General features: G+C 45.4%; 12 protein-coding genes, 8 tRNA genes, 3 rRNA genes and 1 other annotated feature (1 of these 24 only partly in view). All 23 genes read right to left on the bottom strand.

Annotated elements, in window-relative coordinates; all coding sequences use genetic code 11:
* Window positions 1–2: 2 nt before the first annotated feature.
* Window positions 3–1,403, bottom strand: a complete 1,401-nt coding sequence (gene cysS, locus NYE53_RS00615; RefSeq protein WP_014478619.1) for a cysteine--tRNA ligase — start codon at window positions 1,401–1,403, stop codon at window positions 3–5.
* Window positions 1,400–2,053 (bottom strand): serine O-acetyltransferase, encoded by a 654-nt coding sequence (gene cysE, locus NYE53_RS00610; protein ID WP_003225749.1) that lies wholly within the window; start codon window positions 2,051–2,053, stop codon window positions 1,400–1,402. Before cysE ends, cysS begins: the two co-directional genes overlap by 4 nt.
* A gap of 72 nt (window positions 2,054–2,125) precedes the next feature.
* Window positions 2,126–2,356, bottom strand: a binding site (T-box leader).
* A 2-nt stretch (window positions 2,357–2,358) separates the two neighbouring features.
* Window positions 2,359–3,810 carry a glutamate--tRNA ligase gene (gene gltX / locus NYE53_RS00605; RefSeq protein ID WP_014478617.1) on the bottom strand — a complete coding sequence of 484 codons (1,452 nt, stop codon included), beginning with the start codon at window positions 3,808–3,810 and terminating at the stop codon, window positions 2,359–2,361.
* A 90-nt stretch (window positions 3,811–3,900) separates the two neighbouring features.
* A complete protein-coding gene (gene ispF / locus NYE53_RS00600) occupies window positions 3,901–4,377 on the bottom strand; it encodes a 2-C-methyl-D-erythritol 2,4-cyclodiphosphate synthase (protein ID WP_339246725.1) in 477 nt (158 codons plus the stop codon).
* Window positions 4,370–5,068 (bottom strand): 2-C-methyl-D-erythritol 4-phosphate cytidylyltransferase, encoded by a 699-nt coding sequence (gene ispD, locus NYE53_RS00595; RefSeq protein ID WP_339246723.1) that lies wholly within the window; start codon window positions 5,066–5,068, stop codon window positions 4,370–4,372. The genes ispF and ispD overlap by 8 nt, the downstream gene beginning before the upstream one ends.
* A gap of 14 nt (window positions 5,069–5,082) precedes the next feature.
* Window positions 5,083–6,183, bottom strand: a complete 1,101-nt coding sequence (locus NYE53_RS00590) for a PIN/TRAM domain-containing protein (protein WP_003235014.1) — start codon at window positions 6,181–6,183, stop codon at window positions 5,083–5,085.
* A 115-nt stretch (window positions 6,184–6,298) separates the two neighbouring features.
* Entirely contained in the window at window positions 6,299–7,381 is a 1,083-nt protein-coding gene (disA, locus tag NYE53_RS00585) for a DNA integrity scanning diadenylate cyclase DisA (protein ID WP_003225736.1), read from the bottom strand.
* A gap of 3 nt (window positions 7,382–7,384) precedes the next feature.
* The gene (gene radA, locus NYE53_RS00580; RefSeq protein ID WP_014475593.1) at window positions 7,385–8,761 is read right to left on the bottom strand and encodes a DNA repair protein RadA; all 1,377 of its coding nucleotides are present in this window, start codon (window positions 8,759–8,761) and stop codon (window positions 7,385–7,387) included.
* Window positions 8,762–8,852: 91 nt separating this feature from the next.
* Complete coding sequence (clpC, locus tag NYE53_RS00575) at window positions 8,853–11,285, bottom strand: ATP-dependent protease ATP-binding subunit ClpC (RefSeq protein ID WP_014475592.1); 2,433 nt, start codon at window positions 11,283–11,285, stop codon at window positions 8,853–8,855.
* Entirely contained in the window at window positions 11,282–12,373 is a 1,092-nt protein-coding gene (locus NYE53_RS00570; RefSeq protein ID WP_339246720.1) for a protein arginine kinase, read from the bottom strand. Before NYE53_RS00570 ends, clpC begins: the two co-directional genes overlap by 4 nt.
* Window positions 12,373–12,930, bottom strand: a complete 558-nt coding sequence (gene mcsA, locus NYE53_RS00565; protein WP_015252993.1) for a protein-arginine kinase activator protein McsA — start codon at window positions 12,928–12,930, stop codon at window positions 12,373–12,375. Before mcsA ends, NYE53_RS00570 begins: the two co-directional genes overlap by 1 nt.
* Before the next feature lie 13 nt (window positions 12,931–12,943).
* Window positions 12,944–13,408 carry a transcriptional regulator CtsR gene (gene ctsR, locus NYE53_RS00560; protein ID WP_003225724.1) on the bottom strand — a complete coding sequence of 155 codons (465 nt, stop codon included), beginning with the start codon at window positions 13,406–13,408 and terminating at the stop codon, window positions 12,944–12,946.
* Window positions 13,409–13,648: 240 nt separating this feature from the next.
* A 5S ribosomal RNA gene (rrf, locus tag NYE53_RS00555) occupies window positions 13,649–13,764 on the bottom strand.
* A gap of 55 nt (window positions 13,765–13,819) precedes the next feature.
* A 23S ribosomal RNA gene (locus NYE53_RS00550) occupies window positions 13,820–16,747 on the bottom strand.
* Window positions 16,748–16,917: 170 nt separating this feature from the next.
* A 16S ribosomal RNA gene (locus tag NYE53_RS00545) occupies window positions 16,918–18,467 on the bottom strand.
* Together the 16S, 23S and 5S rRNA genes with 8 tRNA genes alongside form the textbook arrangement of a ribosomal RNA operon.
* Before the next feature lie 171 nt (window positions 18,468–18,638).
* Window positions 18,639–18,714: transfer RNA gene (locus tag NYE53_RS00540), tRNA-Ala, on the bottom strand.
* Window positions 18,715–18,722: 8 nt separating this feature from the next.
* Window positions 18,723–18,799, bottom strand: a tRNA-Pro gene (locus tag NYE53_RS00535).
* 27 nt (window positions 18,800–18,826) lie between these two features.
* Window positions 18,827–18,903: transfer RNA gene (locus NYE53_RS00530), tRNA-Arg, on the bottom strand.
* A 9-nt stretch (window positions 18,904–18,912) separates the two neighbouring features.
* Window positions 18,913–18,998 (bottom strand) — tRNA-Leu (locus tag NYE53_RS00525).
* A 14-nt stretch (window positions 18,999–19,012) separates the two neighbouring features.
* Window positions 19,013–19,087: transfer RNA gene (locus NYE53_RS00520), tRNA-Gly, on the bottom strand.
* 40 nt (window positions 19,088–19,127) lie between these two features.
* Window positions 19,128–19,210, bottom strand: a tRNA-Leu gene (locus NYE53_RS00515).
* A 6-nt stretch (window positions 19,211–19,216) separates the two neighbouring features.
* Window positions 19,217–19,292, bottom strand: a tRNA-Lys gene (locus NYE53_RS00510).
* A gap of 36 nt (window positions 19,293–19,328) precedes the next feature.
* Window positions 19,329–19,391, bottom strand: a tRNA-Thr gene (locus NYE53_RS00505); it runs 13 nt beyond the window's last position.

Raw genomic sequence — 19,391 nt, 5'->3', positions numbered from 1 at the left:
TGTTATTCTCCCCGTTTCCAGCGAGTGCCTTGAGCCGTATCTTCAAGAATGATATTCATGCTTTTCAGCTGGTCGCGGATCTGGTCTGACAATGCAAAATCGCGATTCCGGCGCGCTTCATTTCGCTTTTCGATTAAGTCTTCAATCTCTTGATCGAGAAGTTCCTGCTCACCCAACGAAAAACCGAGGACAGAAACAATGCGGTCAAACATCTCAATAAACGCCGTAATCACATGATCAGCCGTATGATCTTTCTGAAGATAATAATTGGCGTGTTTCGCTAAGTCAAACAAGACTGAAATGGCATTCGCCGTATTAAAATCATCGTCCATCGCTTCTTCGAATGCTTTGCGGTGTTCTTCAACTTTTTCAAGCCATTGATCGTCATCTTCGGTTAAATTCGTACTGCTGTTCAGACGGTGCTGAAGATTGCTGTACGCTGTTTTTAAACGGTTGAACGCGCTTTTCGTATTCTCCAGAAGCTCTTCTGAATAGTTAATCGGATGGCGATAATGAACAGATAGCATAAAGAATCTCAAAAGCTGCGGATCATGCTGTTTAATGATGTCATGCACAAGCACAAAGTTGCCTAGTGATTTTGACATTTTTTCATTATCAATATTGATATAACCATTATGAAGCCAGTACTTCGCAAACGTTTTGCCTGTTAGCGCCTCAGATTGCGCAATTTCGTTTTCATGGTGAGGGAATGTTAAATCCTGTCCGCCCGCATGGATATCAATCTGGTCACCGAGATACTTTTTCACCATTGCTGAGCATTCAATGTGCCAGCCCGGACGTCCTTTCCCCCAAGGGCTATCCCAAGAGATTTCTCCTTCTTTTGCCGCTTTCCACAGTGCGAAATCAAGAGCATCTTCTTTTTTCTCGCCGACCCGGATGCGTGCACCTGATCTTAGCTCATCGATTGATTGCTGAGAAAGCTTTCCGTATCCTTCAAACGCTCTTGTTTTGAAATAAACGTCACCTTCTGATTCATAAGCGTAGCCCTTTTTCACGAGCTGATCTACGAATTCGATAATGGCATCCATGTTTTCCATCACTCGCGGATGAAGGTCGGCTTTTCGGCATCCGAGTGCACCTACATCTTCAAAATATGCTTTAATAAAACGCTCTGAAATGGTGGGTACATCCTCACCGAGTTCATTTGCCGCTTTAATTAATTTATCGTCTACGTCTGTGAAGTTAGAGACATACTGCACATCATAGCCTTTATACTCTAAATAGTTTCGAACCGTATCGTAAACGATTGCCGGACGCGCGTTCCCGATATGAATGTAATTGTAAACCGTGGGTCCGCATACATACATTTTCACTTTTCCCTCTTCAAGAGGAACAAATGTTTCCTTCTGTCTAGTCAATGTATTATAAAGTGTGATTGTCATTTTTGATTGATCCTTTCTTTTCTGTCTTCAAGTTCTGCCTTCAGCTCTAAAATCTGCTGTTCCAAAGACTTAAAGCGGTCAGCAACTGGATCGGGCAAATCCTGATGGTTTAAATCGCGTCTTACTTTCTTGCCATTTTGTACAACGACCCGTCCAGGGATACCGACAACTGTTGAAAAATCAGGAACATCATGCAGCACTACTGAACCAGCCCCAATCTTTGAGCCTTCACCGACCGTAATAGAACCGAGCACTTTAGCACCTGTGGCTATCAATGCGTCATCTTTAATCGTTGGGTGCCTTTTTCCCTTTTCTTTCCCCGTTCCCCCGAGGGTAACCCCCTGAAAAACGGTTACGTTATTGCCGATTTCACATGTCTCCCCAATGACAACCCCCATGCCGTGGTCTATGAAAAATCTTCTCCCGATTGTAGCGCCGGGGTGGATTTCTATCCCGGTAAAAAATCGGCTTACTTGAGATATAAGGCGTGCAAGGAAATAAAATTTTCGTTTATATAAAGCATGTGCAATCCGATGCGCCCATATAGCATGTAAACCGGAATAAGTTAAAATCACTTCAAAATAGCTTCTTGCTGCGGGATCTTGATCGAACACAGTATCAATGTCTTCTTTGAGCATTCTAAAAAACACATGCTTCCCCCCCGTTTCTCTATCTGATTTCCTCTACTACCCAATAAAAAAAGCGTCTCTGCATGTAAACATGACAGAGACGCTTTAACCGCGCGGTTCCACTCTGTTTGAAAAGCAGACTTCTGCTCTCCCAACTTCAGCCTGTAACGGCGGCGGCCGCCTTTGAATACTGGTTTCAAAAAACGTTCTTCAAAGGTCTTAAGGGCGCACTTCTAAAACCCGGCTCATGGATCTCTCTCAGCCAATGGAGATCCTTTCTGTAATGGCCTAAAGCTTTATACTCTTCCCTATCAACAATCATTTATTTAGATATTTTTCAAACGCTGAATTGCAGTCTCTTTACCGATCAATTCAATTGATTGCGGCAGTTCCGGACCGTGAGTTTGCCCTGTTACAGCAACACGAATCGGCATAAACAGTTTTTTCCCTTTATGGCCAGTTTCTTTCTGCACTGCTTTGATCGATGCTTTGATGTTATCCGGAGTGAACTCCTCAAGCTCTTCAAGCTTCGCTGCGAATGTGCTGAGCACTTCAGGAACCTGTTCTTCTTCCAGAACAGCTTTCGCTTCTTGATTATACTCGATCTCATCCGTAAAGAACAAATCAGTCAGCTCAACAATTTCCGCACCGTAGCTTAATTGCTCATGATACAGGGAAATCAGTTTACGAACCCATTCTTGTTCTTCAGCAGAAAGCTCAGTGCCAACTTTGCCGGCTTTTTGCAAATGCGGAAGCGTCAATTCAACAACCTGATCAAGATCCAGCTTCTTCACATATTGGTTGTTAACCCATTTTAGCTTATGCATATCAAACAAAGCTGGTGATTTAGATAAACGATTTACATCAAAAATTTCAATAAACTGCTCTTTTGTGAAAAGCTCTTCTTCTCCAACCGGTGACCAGCCTAACAGGCCGATAAAGTTGAACAGTGCTTCTGGCAGGTAGCCAAGCTCTTTGTACTGCTCGATGAATTGAATAATGGATTCATCACGTTTACTGAGCTTTTTACGGCTTTCGTTTACGATCAGCGTCATGTGTCCGAACTGAGGAATATCCCATCCGAATGCTTGATAAATCATAATCTGTTTCGGTGTGTTAGAAATATGATCCTCACCGCGCAGCACGTGTGTCATTTTCATTAAGTAATCATCAATCGCTACCGCGAAGTTGTAAGTCGGCGTTCCGTCCTTTTTCACAATAACAAAGTCGCCGATGCCATCTGATTCAAAAGAAATTTCGCCTTTTACGATATCATTGAAGGCGATGATTTTTCCTTCCGGCACGCGGAAACGAATACTCGGTTTTCTGCCTTCAGCGATAAATTTCTCCTGTTCTTCCTGAGTCAGGTCTCTGTGTTTTCCGGAATAACGAGGCATTTCTCCGCGGGCAATCTGTTCTTCACGCTCTTTTTCAAGCTCTTCTTCCGTACAGTAACATTTATAAGCAAGCCCTTTTTCAAGAAGCTCTTCATAGTACACTTTATAGATATCGTTACGCTCTGACTGACGGTATGGGCCGTACTCTCCTCCGACATCCACACTCTCATCCCAGTCAATACCTAGCCACTTCAGATAATTCAGCTGGCTTTGTTCTCCGCCCTCAATATTGCGCTTTTTATCTGTATCCTCAACTCGAATGATAAACTTACCGCCTTGATTGCGGGCAAATAAATAATTAAAAAGCGCCGTTCTGGCATTTCCAATATGCAAATGTCCGGTTGGACTCGGTGCATAACGGACGCGTACTTCGTTTCCCATTTTCAAATACTTCCTTTCATGTCATGTATGGCCTCAGGCAAAAATGTATGAATCTATTCTACCACCAAATAGACCCGGCATCAAAACAAGTTAGCCTTTTTGTATCAGTACTGTCGCCTGAGCCGCTATTCCTTCCGCCCGGCCTGTAAATCCAAGCTTTTCTGTCGTTGTTGCTTTTACATTTACTTGAGAAACATCTGCCTCAAGGCCTTCAGCAATTCTTTTTCTCATATCTTCTATGTACGGCAGCATCTTCGGCTTTTGCGCTATGATGGTGCAATCAATGTTCCCAAGGACATACCCTTTCTGTTTCACGATTCCCCAGACATGCTGAAGTAATTTGAAAGAATCTGCGTCCTTGAACTCGGGATCTGTGTCAGGAAAATGCTTGCCGATGTCTCCTTCACCCACAGCTCCCAGGCAGGCGTCAGCGACAGTATGCAGCAATACGTCTGCATCAGAATGGCCAAGCAGCCCTTTTTCGTACGGGATTTCAATTCCGCCAATAATGAGAGGACGGTCCTCCACTAATTGATGCACATCAAATCCTTGTCCTATTCTAAACATGTTTATTCCCACTTTCTGATTCCATGATAGCTTCAGCTGACGTCAAATCGTCTGGCGTCGTCAGCTTAATATTTGTATAGCTGCCTTCTACAACACGGACCGAACCGCCCTCCATCTGTTCAACGAGGCTGGCGTCATCCGTCCCTAAAAATCCCTTGCGCTCGGCCTCAGCGTGAGCCTTCATCAATAAAGAAAGACGAAAAGCTTGTGGCGTTTGGACAGCCCACAAGCTTGAACGTTCAATCGTCTCACTGACTTGTAAATCTTGAACGCGTTTAATCGTATCTTTTACCGGAACAGCAAGGATGGCCGCTCCTGTCTGTTCCGCCTCTGCGATCAGTTCGTCAATTTGTTCATGTTTTATAAATGGGCGGGCACCGTCATGTACAAGGACAATTTTTTCCTGCTTTACGGCTTTCAGCCCCTTATACACACTGTGCTGACGCTCATCTCCGCCTGCAACAAGCTCAATCGAAGTTTGAAACGGGTAATCGCACAGCAATTGCTGAAAGTGCTCCCGCTCCTGCTCGTTAATCACCAAAATGATTTTATCGCACTGCCGGTGGCTGTCAAACACTCTTAACGTGTGTATGATCACCGGGTCTCCTTTCAGCTCAATGAACAGTTTATTTCTCCCTGCCTTCATCCGCTTTCCCTGTCCGGCTGCAGGAATCACCACATCATAACTCATTGTTTCTTCTCCCTTTAGAGCGCCTTCTCCAACAGCTTAGGCTTCGCAAAAATCATTCGTCCCGCTGCTGTCTGCAGCACACTTGTGACGAGTACATCAATATGCTTGCCGATATAATTTCGTCCTTCTTCAACGACAATCATCGTACCGTCATCCAAGTAGGCAACTCCCTGATTATGCTCTTTCCCGTCCTTAATGACCTGAACATTCATTTCCTCGCCAGGAAGCACAACAGGCTTGACCGCATTGGCAAGGTCATTAATGTTTAATACTGCTACCTTCTGAAGCTCGCACACTTTATTTAAATTAAAATCATTCGTCACAACGACCCCGGATGTCAGCTTAGCAAGTTTGACGAGCTTGCTGTCAACCTCCTGAATATCTTCAAAGTCGCCTTCGTAAATTTCAACTTCAATGTCTAATTCTTTCTGAATGCGGTTCAGGATATCAAGACCGCGGCGTCCTCTGTTTCGTTTTAAAACATCTGAAGAGTCTGCAATATGCTGCAATTCCTCAAGGACAAACTGCGGAATCACGATAACTCCCTCTAAAAAACCAGTCTGACAAATATCTGCTATTCTCCCATCAATAATAACACTAGTGTCCAAAATTTTCAGCTTCTTGTCTTGAACCTCATGTTCTTCATCAGCTGTTCCTTTTTTCTTTTGCATTCTGGCGGAAATGGAAAACAGGCTGATCAATTCATCCTTTTTCTTAAAGCCCACCTGGAAGCCCAGATAACCGAGGAAGAAAGCCAAAAATACAGGAATTATTGTGCTGAATATGCGGTAAGGTATATTGTCTAAAGGAATAACATTTACGATAAGATAAGCAATTATAAGTCCAAAAACTAAGCCAAGACTTCCAAATAACAAATCTGGAACCGGCGCTTTTAACAATGAATCCTCTATCCACTTCACCCAGTTCACAACGTATTCTGTACCCCATATACTGATGAGAAAAAAGATAATTGCTCCTATTGCCGCAGACGTATATGCGTTTGTTATTAAAGGTATGTCCTGTATATTTAACAGTACAAACAATTCAGGTATCAAAAATATACCAACAACGCCGCCAAAAATAATGAAGAACGCCTGAACTATTCGTTTTAACATACCCCCACCTCCTTTTTTAACATTTTAATTTCACAAAGTCTTATGCATCCTACGAATATCAGAATAAACAAAAACCAACATTAATATACCCGTATTCATAAGGTTTTAACCGAAATCACAGTTGTCTGTCTAAATAATGCTTCTCTTGCAGGCGTTTTAATCCTTTTTTGATTTTTTGGGCTCGTACTTCACCGATTCCCTCTACTTCATCTAATTCTTCTGCACTCGCCTCAATAATCCTTGGTAGGACTCCAAATGCTTCTACAACATTTTCAACAATCGGCATCGGAAGACGCGGTATCTTATTTAACAGCCTGTATCCTCTCGGCAATACATAATCATCAAGATTAGTAGAAGCAGGGTAACCGAGAAGCTTATACACAATGGAATCATCCAGCAGATCATAACTGGACATATCCTGCAGCTCCTTCAAGAGAACAAACGGATCTTTAATCTTTTCTTTTACATAGTCCTTAATAAATAAAGCGGCCTCTTCTTCCATATCCGTAATCAGTTCAATGACTTGCAGTTTGATCAGATGCCCTTCTGTCCCCAGCTCTTTGATGTACATATTAATTTCGTTTTTGATTCTCAGTACCATTTCATAACGATGCATGACAGACAAGACATCACTGAAGGTGACAAGTTCCTCAAACTCTAACGCGTTCAGTGCATTAATCGTTTTATCGAGGATTGTCTTATATTTTTCAAGTGTTTGAATGGCTTGGTTCGCCTTGGTTAAAATAAATCCTATGTCTTTTAGTGTATACTTCATGTTTTCCTGATATAACGTTATGACATTTCTTCTTTCAGAAATAGCGATCACAAGACAGCCAGTTTGCTTAGCTACTCTTTCGGCAGTTCTGTGCCGCATTCCTGTTTCTGATGAAGAAATTGTGGCATCCGGCATCAGCTGAGTATTCGCGTAGAGGATCTTTTGACCCGAATCACTTAAAATGATCGCTCCATCCATTTTAGCCAACTCATATAAATGCGCCGGAGAAAAAGCCGTGTTTATGTGAAAGCCGCCGTCCACCACTTCTTTTACTTTATCATTATATCCAACAACAATCAGACCGCCTGTATTTGCTCTCAAGACGTTTTCCATCCCCGCTCTGAGCGGTGTACCCGGAGCAACAAACTGCAATATAGATGACAGGTCTAACTCGTGTTTCGCCCCTTTTTTCTCTTTTTCCATCTATTATCCTCCTAATGAAGTACGAAGCGCTTCTGCAACATTTGCTACTCCGATAACCTCAATCCCTTTTGGTTTTGTCCATCCGTCCAGATTTGCCGCGGGTATGATCATGCGTTTAAAACCAAGCTTTGCCGCTTCTTTCACACGCTGTTCAATTCTTGAAACCCGCCGGACTTCTCCGGTTAATCCCACTTCTCCAATAAAACAATCTGCAGGATTTGGAGGTGTGTCTCTAAAGCTTGATGCGATACTAATCACAATCGCAAGATCAATTGCCGGTTCATCAAGCTTAACGCCGCCAGCCACTTTCAAATAAGCATCCTGATTTTGCAGCAGCAGCCCTACTCTTTTTTCTAACACAGCCATTAACAGAGAAACCCTGTTATGGTCTATTCCCGTTGCCATACGCCTTGGGTTGCCAAAGCTTGTTGGCGAGATGAGCGCCTGAATTTCAACGAGAATCGGTCTAGTGCCCTCCATAGAGGCAGTGATACTCGAGCCTGCGGAACCAGCAGAGCGTTCTTCTAAGAAAATTTCCGAAGGATTCAAAACCTCAGTGAGCCCCTCTTCCCGCATTTCGAAAATGCCCATTTCGTTTGTAGATCCGAAACGGTTTTTTACAGCCCGCAAAATACGGAAAGTATGGTGGCGTTCTCCTTCAAAATATAAAACAGTGTCAACCATATGCTCCAACAGTCTCGGACCTGCAATAGACCCTTCTTTCGTCACGTGCCCTACGATAAAAATCGGAATACCTTTTGTTTTTGCAATTTTCATCAGCTCAGCGGTACATTCTCTGACCTGTGACACACTGCCTGGAGCCGATGTAATATCGCTTTGGTAAACCGTTTGAATAGAGTCAACAACGACAAACGCTGGATTCATCTCTTGTATAGCAGACGAAATATACTCCATATCGGTTTCAGATAAAACATGCAGTGACGGATTATTAATGCCGAGACGGTCTGCCCGCAGCTTCGTTTGCTTTACAGATTCTTCTCCCGAAATATACAGGACACTGTTTGATGAGCCTGATAATTGAGCGGAAACCTGCAGTAATAGCGTTGACTTTCCGATACCAGGATCACCGCCAATTAAAACGAGGGAGCCTTTAACGACACCTCCGCCGAGTACTCTGTTAAACTCGCCAAGCTGGGTTTTGACGCGGGGTTCTTCTGATGTTTCGATTGATGTAATAGGTGAAGGTTTCTGTACAGTTTGAACAGAATGAGAAAAAGCCGCTCTCCGATTGGCCGGTGCTTTTTTAATCATTTCTTCCACCATTGTATTCCAAGCACCGCAGCCCGGACATTTCCCCATCCATTTTGGAGACTCGTAGCCGCAGGATTGGCAGATGAATTTCGATTTTGTTTTAGCCATATATAGTGTAAGACCTCTCCCTTGTTCTATTTCTTGATATGAAAGTGAGGCATACACTTACATGCTGTATGCCTCATTTCCGTCTTCTATATTAATTCGTTTTAGCAGTCGTTTTTACGACAAATTCGCCATCTTCTACATCAAGAACAATATGCTGTCCTTTATGAATATTTCCTCTGAGGAGTTCTTCAGATAAACGATCCTCGACATGTTTTTGGATCGCTCTTCTTAACGGACGGGCACCGTATTCCAGGTCAACGCCCTCTTCCGCGACTTTCGCTTTTGCTGCATCTGTCAATTCGATAGAAAGATCTTGTTCTTTCAGGCGTTTCGTTAATTGATCAGACATTAATGACACAATTTCAGTAAGATGTTTTTTCTCAAGTGAATGGAAGACAATGATTTCATCAATACGGTTGATGAACTCAGGTCTGAACGCTCGTTTCAATTCACCCATCACTTTATCTTTCATGTCTTTATGATTTTGAGTTTCATCCTGAACGTTAAAGCCGACATATTTATTGCGTTTCAGCTCACTTGCTCCGACGTTTGATGTCATGATCAGAATGGTATTGCGGAAATCGACTGTGCGTCCTTTAGAATCAGTCAATCGTCCGTCTTCAAGAACTTGCAGAAGGATATTGAAGACATCAGGGTGCGCTTTCTCGATCTCATCAAGAAGCACGACAGAGTAAGGTTTTCTTCTGACTTTCTCTGTCAATTGACCGCCTTCATCATATCCCACATATCCCGGAGGTGAACCAACAAGTCTTGAAGTTGAGTGTTTTTCCATGTATTCAGACATATCAATTCTGATCATGGATTCTTCATCACCAAAAATGGATTCAGCGAGTGCTCGTGCAAGCTCTGTTTTACCTACACCTGTAGGGCCTAAGAAAATGAATGAGCCAATTGGGCGTTTAGGATCTTTCAATCCTGCTCTCGCACGTCTGACGGCTTTTGCAACAGCTACAACTGCTTCATCCTGGCCGATGACCCGGGAATGAAGAATGTTTTCCATATTGAGAAGCTTATCAGTTTCAGTTTGGGCGATTTTAGATACAGGCACACCGGTCCAGCTGGATACAACCATCGCAATATCATCTACAGTAACCTCTGAGTTTTCCTGCCCTTGCTTCTCTTTCCATGATTTCTTCGTATCCTCTACTTGCTCGCGCAGGCGTTGTTCAGTATCACGCAAGGAAGCAGCTTTTTCAAACTCTTGGCTTTGCACTGCTGCATCCTTCTCTTTACGAACCTCATCAAGCTTCTGCTCAAGCTCTTTTAAGTTAGGAGGTGTTGTAAATGAGCGCAGTCTCACCTTTGAACCTGCTTCATCGATCAAGTCAATTGCTTTATCCGGAAGGAAGCGGTCAGAAATATATCTGTCAGAAAGCTTAACCGCAGCTTCAATGGCATCATCAGTGATAGAAACGCGGTGGTGGGCTTCGTATCTGTCACGCAGACCTTGTAAAATTTGAATACTTTCATCTACAGATGGCTGATCAACCTGAATCGGCTGAAAACGGCGTTCCAGTGCTGCATCTTTTTCAATATATTTACGGTACTCATCAAGAGTCGTTGCACCAATACATTGGAGTTCGCCGCGAGCAAGTGAAGGTTTTAAAATATTAGATGCATCAATAGCACCTTCTGCTCCGCCTGCCCCGATTAATGTATGGAGTTCATCGATGAATAGAATGATATTTCCTGCCTGGCGAATTTCATCCATGACCTTCTTCAGGCGATCCTCAAATTCTCCGCGGTATTTTGTGCCGGCAACAACTGTTCCCATGTCTAATGTCATCACACGTTTATCACGCAAAATTTCGGGTACTTCATTATTGATAATTTGCTGTGCCAAACCTTCTGCGATTGCCGTTTTACCTACACCTGGTTCCCCAATGAGAACAGGGTTGTTTTTCGTTCTGCGGCTTAACACTTCAATGACACGCTGGATCTCCTTGCTTCTGCCGATTACAGGGTCAAGGCTGTCTTCCTTCGCAATAGCAGTTAAGTCTCTTGCCAAGCTGTCAAGCGTAGGCGTATTCGCATTGCTGTTTGTTCCTGCCGCTGATGATCCTGTTTCATTACTTCCTAGAAGCTGGAGCACCTGCTGTCTTGCTTTATTTAAGCTGACACCGAGATTATTCAGAACTCTCGCAGCAACACCTTCTCCTTCACGAATCAGACCAAGAAGAATATGTTCTGTTCCAACATAAGAATGACCGAGTTTTCTTGCCTCATCCATTGAAAGCTCAATGACTTTTTTAGCTCTAGGAGTATAATGAATCGTTTGAGACATTTCCTGCCCGCGCCCGATCAAACTTTCTACTTCTTTCTGAATTTTATCTGAACCGAGTCCAAGCGCTTGAAGAGCTTTAGCAGCAATGCCCTCTCCTTCTCTTACCAGTCCTAATAAAATATGCTCAGTGCCAATGTTATTATGACCTAACCGAAGTGCTTCTTCCTGTGCTAGCGCCAGTACTTTTTGAGCTCGTTCTGTAAATCTTCCAAACATCATATCGATTCATCCTCCTGTCTTTTCCCATTCATTTCTAAGTGAAGCCGTTCTCTGATGAGAGCCGCTCTTCGAATGTCCCTTTCGTTCGGACGCAAAGCGCCTCCCGAGTATTGCTGTAAAAACCCTGGCTGCGTCAAAATCATAAGTTCGTTAAGTATGTTGCTTGAAAGTCCTTTTATAATGCCTAGGTCTATGCCTAACCGAACATCTGAAAGGCACTTTGCAGTTTCTTTCGATTCTATCATCCGGCAATTAGACAAGACCCCATAAGACCGATATACCCGATCCTCAAGTTCGATTTTAGAAGTTTGATAAATCGCTTCTCGGGCAGATCGTTCTTGTTCAATCAACTGAGCAGCAACACTGTTAAGATCCTCTACAATATCCTGCTCTGACTTACCAAGCGTGATCTGATTTGAAATTTGAAAGATATTCCCTACTGCTTCGCTGCCTTCCCCATAAATTCCTCTAACAACTAAGCCTAATTGATTAATTGCCGGTATAATTCGATTTATTTGCCTAGTTAAAACCAGTGCCGGCAGATGCATCATGACCGAAGCCCTTAAACCTGTACCTACGTTTGTAGGACAGCTGGTTAAGTAACCTCTTTGCTCATTGAATGCATAATCAACTTTTTCTTCAATCCAGTCGTCGACCTGGTTTGCGGCTTTCATTGCTTCTAAAAGCTGAAATCCAGGGAAAAGACACTGAATTCTAATATGGTCCTCTTCATTTAGCATGACGCTTACTTCCTCATTTTGAGAAAGCAAACAGCCGCCAAAAGGAGACTCTGTCAGATTCGGACTGATTAGATGTTTTTCAACAAGTACACGCTTCTCTAAAGGCTGTGCATCATTCATTCTAATCAAAACAAATTTGCCGATTCCGGGAATTTCTTGCTCTGAAAACTGATCTTCAAATTGCTGTATGATGGATGAGGCTTCTTCATTGGAATACCGCGTAGGGAACCGAATATGCTCAAAGTTCCTTGCTAAACGTATGCGGCTGCTGAGTACAATGTCACTTTCAGGTCCTTTCTGCTTCATCCAACTGCTTAGTGCATCCTGAATAAAATGCTTTAGCGACATTACTCCTGTTCCTCCTCACTATCTGTACTTTTGAGTGATTGTTCTAATGAACGAATTTGATCTCTTACATGAGCTGCATTTTCAAATTCTTCTTGATGGATTAAGGATTCTAATTCCTTTTTTAGCATATCAATCTGCCGTCTGACATGAAGATTGCCGCCTATTCGTTTCGGTATCTTACCTGCATGCACAGTGTTTCCGCTGTGCACTTTACGTAGGATTGGTGTAATGTTGCTATGAAATGTTTTGTAACATTCAGAACATCCAAAACGGCCAATTTTTCTGAATTGCTGAAAAGTCATTCCGCATTTCGGACAAGCAGATATTTGCTCCGAGTGACTGAACATTTGAGTTCCTGCATTTTGAAATGAAGAATCCATGTTCAGTAAACCCGAAAGTAAATTATGAATAGAGAAACCCTGATTTGCACTTATACCATATGAATCACTATTTTCTTTGGCACATTGTTCACAAATATGAACTTCTATTTTTTCTCCGTTAACAACCTTTGTAAAGTGAAAAGTGGCTGGTCTCTCGTGGCACTCTTGACAAATCAATCTTTTCACCCGCTTATTTTAATTTTAAAGAAGTCAGCATTGCCTTCATCATTCTCGCTCTTAATTCATCACGTTCAGGCAAGTCAATGTGTAAAACTGAGCGGTCCATTACGCTGACCATCATTTTTGCTTCTCTTTCTGAAATTACCTTGTCTTCTAATAGCCTTAAAATAATGTCATCAGAGGCTGCTTGAGACAAATGGGTATTAATTTGAGAAATAATATTATTGATTAGGACAACTTCATTGTTCATTTTAATTTTAATGATTCTGATGTAACCGCCGCCCCCGCGTTTGCTCTCAACAATATATCCTCTTTCGCTTGTAAATCTGGTGTTGATGACATAATTTATTTGGGAAGGAACGCATTGAAATTTATCTGCAATTTCACTTCGTTTAATCTCTAAAATTTCCTTGCCATTTTGATCTAACACTCGTTTTAAATATTGTTCAATGATGTCAGAAATATTATGTCCCACTCAACCCCCTCCTTTACTGACTTTGACTATATTTGACTTTAATCTTACTATAAGCCGTTTCTCGAGAATTTTCAACTTTCTCGCTCTATCCTTTATTATTTCCATTTTCCCGGTCCACAAAACCTGATTGCTGATTTAAAATTCGGTATAAAGTTATTATATTATACAGTTAAGTGGAATTTTATGATACCAATAAACCAAAATACAAAAAACCCAGCTCAATGAGCTGGGTTTAAGCTTGCTTGGCGGCGTCCTACTCTCACAGGGGGAAACCCCCGACTACCATCGGCGCTGAAGAGCTTAACTTCCGTGTTCGGTATGGGAACGGGTGTGACCTCTTCGCTATCGCCACCAAACAAATTGAGAGTGTTCTCTCAAAACTAGATAACAGATGTGACATCATTCAAAAATATGGTTAAGTCCTCGATCGATTAGTATCTGTCAGCTCCATGTGTCGCCACACTTCCACCTCAGACCTATCAACCTGATCATCTTTCAGGGATCTTACTTCCTTGCGGAATGGGAAATCTCATCTTGAGGGGGGCTTCATGCTTAGATGCTTTCAGCACTTATCCCGTCCGCACATAGCTACCCAGCGATGCCCTTGGCAGAACAACTGGTACACCAGCGGTGCGTCCATCCCGGTCCTCTCGTACTAAGGACAGCTCCTCTCAAATTTCCTGCGCCCGCGACGGATAGGGACCGAACTGTCTCACGACGTTCTGAACCCAGCTCGCGTACCGCTTTAATGGGCGAACAGCCCAACCCTTGGGACCGACTACAGCCCCAGGATGCGATGAGCCGACATCGAGGTGCCAAACCTCCCCGTCGATGTGGACTCTTGGGGGAGATAAGCCTGTTATCCCCGGGGTAGCTTTTATCCGTTGAGCGATGGCCCTTCCATGCGGAACCACCGGATCACTAAGCCCGACTTTCGTCCCTGCTCGACTTGTAGGTCTCGCAGTCAAGCTCCCTTGTGCCTTTACACTCTGCGAATGATTTCCAACCATTCTGAGGGAACCTTTGGGCGCCTCCGTTACCTTTTAGGAGGCGACCGCCCCAGTCAAACTGCCCACCTGACACTGTCTCCCCGCCCGATAAGGGCGGCGGGTTAGAAGGTCAATACAGCCAGGGTAGTATCCCACCGATGCCTCCACCGAAGCTGGCGCTCCGGTTTCCAAGGCTCCTACCTATCCTGTACAAGCTGTACCAACATTCAATATCAGGCTGCAGTAAAGCTCCACGGGGTCTTTCCGTCCTGTCGCGGGTAACCTGCATCTTCACAGGTACTATAATTTCACCGAGTCTCTCGTTGAGACAGTGCCCAGATCGTTGCGCCTTTCGTGCGGGTCGGAACTTACCCGACAAGGAATTTCGCTACCTTAGGACCGTTATAGTTACGGCCGCCGTTTACTGGGGCTTCAATTCGCACCTTCGCTTACGCTAAGCGCTCCTCTTAACCTTCCAGCACCGGGCAGGCGTCAGCCCCTATACTTCGCCTTACGGCTTCGCAGAGACCTGTGTTTTTGCTAAACAGTCGCCTGGGCCTATTCACTGCGGCTCTCTCGGGCTTGCACCCTAACAGAGCACCCCTTCTCCCGAAGTTACGGGGTCATTTTGCCGAGTTCCTTAACGAGAGTTCTCTCGATCACCTTAGGATTCTCTCCTCGCCTACCTGTGTCGGTTTGCGGTACGGGCACCTCTCACCTCGCTAGAGGCTTTTCTTGGCAGTGTGGAATCAGGAACTTCGCTACTATATTTCGCTCGCCATCACAGCTCAGCCTTATGGGAAACGGATTTGCCTATTTCCCAGCCTAACTGCTTGGACGCGGATATCCAATACCGCGCTTACCCTATCCTCCTGCGTCCCCCCATTGCTCAAATGGTGAGGAGGTGGTACAGGAATATCAACCTGTTGTCCATCGCCTACGCCTTTCGGCCTCGGCTTAGGTCCCGACTAACCCTGAGCGGACGAGCCTTCCTCAGGAAACCTTAGGCATTCGGTGGAGGGGATTCTCACCCCTCTTTCGCTACTCATACCGGCATTCTCACTTCTAAGCGCTCCACCAGTCCTTCCGGTCTGGCTTCACAGCCCTTAGAACGCTCTCCTACCACTGTTCGAAGAACAGTCCGCAGCTTCGGTGATACGTTTAGCCCCGGTACATTTTCGGCGCAGAGTCACTCGACCAGTGAGCTATTACGCACTCTTTAAATGGTGGCTGCTTCTAAGCCAACATCCTGGTTGTCTAAGCAACTCCACATCCTTTTCCACTTAACGTATACTTTGGGACCTTAGCTGGCGGTCTGGGCTGTTTCCCTTTCGACTACGGATCTTATCACTCGCAGTCTGACTCCCAAGGATAAGTCATTGGCATTCGGAGTTTGACTGAATTCGGTAACCCGGTAGGGGCCCCTAGTCCAATCAGTGCTCTACCTCCAAGACTCTTACCTTGAGGCTAGCCCTAAAGCTATTTCGGAGAGAACCAGCTATCTCCAGGTTCGATTGGCATTTCACCCCTACCCACACCTCATCCCCGCACTTTTCAACGTGCGTGGGTTCGGGCCTCCATTCAGTGTTACCTGAACTTCACCCTGGACATGGGTAGATCACCTGGTTTCGGGTCTACGACCACGTACTCATGCGCCCTATTCAGACTCGCTTTCGCTGCGGCTCCGCATCTTCTGCTTAACCTTGCACGGGATCGTAACTCGCCGGTTCATTCTACAAAAGGCACGCCATCACCCGTTAACGGGCTCTGACTACTTGTAGGCACACGGTTTCAGGATCTCTTTCACTCCCCTTCCGGGGTGCTTTTCACCTTTCCCTCACGGTACTGGTTCACTATCGGTCACTAGGGAGTATTTAGCCTTGGGAGATGGTCCTCCCGGATTCCGACGGAATTTCACGTGTTCCGCCGTACTCAGGATCCACTCAGGAGAGAACGAAGTTTTGACTACAGGGCTGTTACCTCCTATGGCGGGCCTTTCCAGACCTCTTCATCTACCTCGTTCCTTTGTAACTCCGTACAGAGTGTCCTACAACCCCAAGAGGCAAGCCTCTTGGTTTGGGCTGATCCCGTTTCGCTCGCCGCTACTCAGGGAATCGCATTTGCTTTCTCTTCCTCCGGGTACTTAGATGTTTCAGTTCCCCGGGTCTGCCTTCTCATATCCTATGAATTCAGATATGGATACCACTCCATTACGAGTGGTGGGTTTCCCCATTCGGAAATCTCCGGATCAAAGCTTGCTTACAGCTCCCCGAAGCATATCGGTGTTCGTCCCGTCCTTCATCGGCTCCTAGTGCCAAGGCATCCACCGTGCGCCCTTTCTAACTTAACCGTTAAAAAGAATCACTATGTGATATCTTGTATTACTAATTGAATGTGATGTCTACTGTTATCTAGTTTTCAAAGAACACGTTTCGAAGGAATGATCCTTCAAAACTAAACAAGACAGGGAACGTTCTGTTTATAAGACCCAAGGTCTTATATTCCGTATAATATCCTTAGAAAGGAGGTGATCCAGCCGCACCTTCCGATACGGCTACCTTGTTACGACTTCACCCCAATCATCTGTCCCACCTTCGGCGGCTGGCTCCTAAAAGGTTACCTCACCGACTTCGGGTGTTACAAACTCTCGTGGTGTGACGGGCGGTGTGTACAAGGCCCGGGAACGTATTCACCGCGGCATGCTGATCCGCGATTACTAGCGATTCCAGCTTCACGCAGTCGAGTTGCAGACTGCGATCCGAACTGAGAACAGATTTGTGGGATTGGCTTAACCTCGCGGTTTCGCTGCCCTTTGTTCTGTCCATTGTAGCACGTGTGTAGCCCAGGTCATAAGGGGCATGATGATTTGACGTCATCCCCACCTTCCTCCGGTTTGTCACCGGCAGTCACCTTAGAGTGCCCAACTGAATGCTGGCAACTAAGATCAAGGGTTGCGCTCGTTGCGGGACTTAACCCAACATCTCACGACACGAGCTGACGACAACCATGCACCACCTGTCACTCTGCCCCCGAAGGGGACGTCCTATCTCTAGGATTGTCAGAGGATGTCAAGACCTGGTAAGGTTCTTCGCGTTGCTTCGAATTAAACCACATGCTCCACCGCTTGTGCGGGCCCCCGTCAATTCCTTTGAGTTTCAGTCTTGCGACCGTACTCCCCAGGCGGAGTGCTTAATGCGTTAGCTGCAGCACTAAGGGGCGGAAACCCCCTAACACTTAGCACTCATCGTTTACGGCGTGGACTACCAGGGTATCTAATCCTGTTCGCTCCCCACGCTTTCGCTCCTCAGCGTCAGTTACAGACCAGAGAGTCGCCTTCGCCACTGGTGTTCCTCCACATCTCTACGCATTTCACCGCTACACGTGGAATTCCACTCTCCTCTTCTGCACTCAAGTTCCCCAGTTTCCAATGACCCTCCCCGGTTGAGCCGGGGGCTTTCACATCAGACTTAAGAAACCGCCTGCGAGCCCTTTACGCCCAATAATTCCGGACAACGCTTGCCACCTACGTATTACCGCGGCTGCTGGCACGTAGTTAGCCGTGGCTTTCTGGTTAGGTACCGTCAAGGTACCGCCCTATTCGAACGGTACTTGTTCTTCCCTAACAACAGAGCTTTACGATCCGAAAACCTTCATCACTCACGCGGCGTTGCTCCGTCAGACTTTCGTCCATTGCGGAAGATTCCCTACTGCTGCCTCCCGTAGGAGTCTGGGCCGTGTCTCAGTCCCAGTGTGGCCGATCACCCTCTCAGGTCGGCTACGCATCGTCGCCTTGGTGAGCCATTACCTCACCAACTAGCTAATGCGCCGCGGGTCCATCTGTAAGTGGTAGCCGAAGCCACCTTTTATGTTTGAACCATGCGGTTCAAACAACCATCCGGTATTAGCCCCGGTTTCCCGGAGTTATCCCAGTCTTACAGGCAGGTTACCCACGTGTTACTCACCCGTCCGCCGCTAACATCAGGGAGCAAGCTCCCATCTGTCCGCTCGACTTGCATGTATTAGGCACGCCGCCAGCGTTCGTCCTGAGCCAGGATCAAACTCTCCGATAAAGTAGTTTGACTGACTACGCACATTGCTGTGCGATTTTTAAAAACTGAATTAACAGGTACGTTTTGTCTTGTTTAGTTTTCAAAGATCATTTTGTTTGTCCGCTTTGTTAAAGCAACTTTATTAGTATACAATGTCACTTCTTCAAAGTCAACAACTTTTTTAAAAACTTTTGGTGGAGCCTAGCGGGATCGAACCGCTGACCTCCTGCGTGCAAAGCAGGCGCTCTCCCAGCTGAGCTAAGGCCCCATAAAAAATGGTCGGGAAGACAGGATTCGAACCTGCGACCCCATGGTCCCAAACCATGTGCTCTACCAAGCTGAGCTACTTCCCGATTTCCCATCTATTCTATTAAAAGATATGGCGCGCCCGAGAGGAGTCGAACCCCTAACCTTTTGATCCGTAGTCAAACGCTCTATCCAATTGAGCTACGGGCGCAAAACATAATGCCGAGGGCCGGACTTGAACCGGCACGGTAGTCACCTACCGCAGGATTTTAAGTCCTGTGTGTCTGCCAATTCCACCACCCCGGCGTGGATGGTATAGTTGGAGCGGAAGACGGGATTCGAACCCGCGACCCCCACCTTGGCAAGGTGGTGTTCTACCACTGAACTACTTCCGCAGACAGGATGTCCAGTTTTTCTAACTGTTATCCTATATAATGCGGGTGAAGGGACTTGAACCCCCACGTCATAAAGACACTAGATCCTAAGTCTAGCGCGTCTGCCAATTCCGCCACACCCGCGTAAAATGGTGAGCCATGAAGGACTCGAACCTTCGACCCTCTGATTAAAAGTCAGATGCTCTACCAACTGAGCTAATGGCTCTTCTACAAGAGACTTGAGTATTATATCATATAAAAGTGGTGCCGGCAAGAGGACTTGAACCCCCAACCTACTGATTACAAGTCAGTTGCTCTACCAATT

It is taken from the genome of Bacillus sp. FSL R5-0523 (assembly GCF_037975295.1).
Classification (GTDB): domain Bacteria; phylum Bacillota; class Bacilli; order Bacillales; family Bacillaceae; genus Bacillus; species Bacillus subtilis.
The sequence above is the reverse complement of the archived record's forward strand: the minus strand, read 5'-3'. Positions and strand labels throughout refer to the sequence as shown.